The following is a 313-nucleotide window of genomic DNA, read 5'->3' as shown; positions in this document are numbered from 1 at the left end:
ACAATCCACTTCAGCCAGCCCAGCGACAGGCACAGGTCGGTGCCGACGCGGATGGGCAGCCACAGATCGGCCTCCTTGCCCAGGGGGCTCATACGGGGGTCGACCAGGAGGTGCTTGAACGCGCGCTGCGAGCAGTCGACCACGGTACGGTTGGTGGAGTCGTAGTTAGAGTACTCGGAAGCGGTACCCCACTGCACGTACACGATGGGGCCCTGCTCCACCTCCATCCACGGCGAGCCCTTCTCGTCGGTCAGAACGCCGCCGAAGTGTCGGGGGCCATTGCAGATCTCGTAGGCCGAGTGGAAGTTGTGGG

1 pseudogene is annotated in these 313 nt (G+C 64.5%); it reads right to left on the bottom strand.

The window, feature by feature from the left end:
- Nucleotides 1-313: pseudogene (locus tag PZH32_RS12405) on the bottom strand (molybdopterin-containing oxidoreductase family protein); the annotation flags it as partial.

Origin of the sequence: Adlercreutzia equolifaciens, from assembly GCF_029076695.1 — a bacterium.
In the GTDB taxonomy this organism is placed as follows: Bacteria; Actinomycetota; Coriobacteriia; order Coriobacteriales; family Eggerthellaceae; genus Adlercreutzia; species Adlercreutzia equolifaciens_A.
Note: the sequence above shows the minus strand (reverse complement) of the source record. Positions and strands in the feature narration are given on the sequence as shown.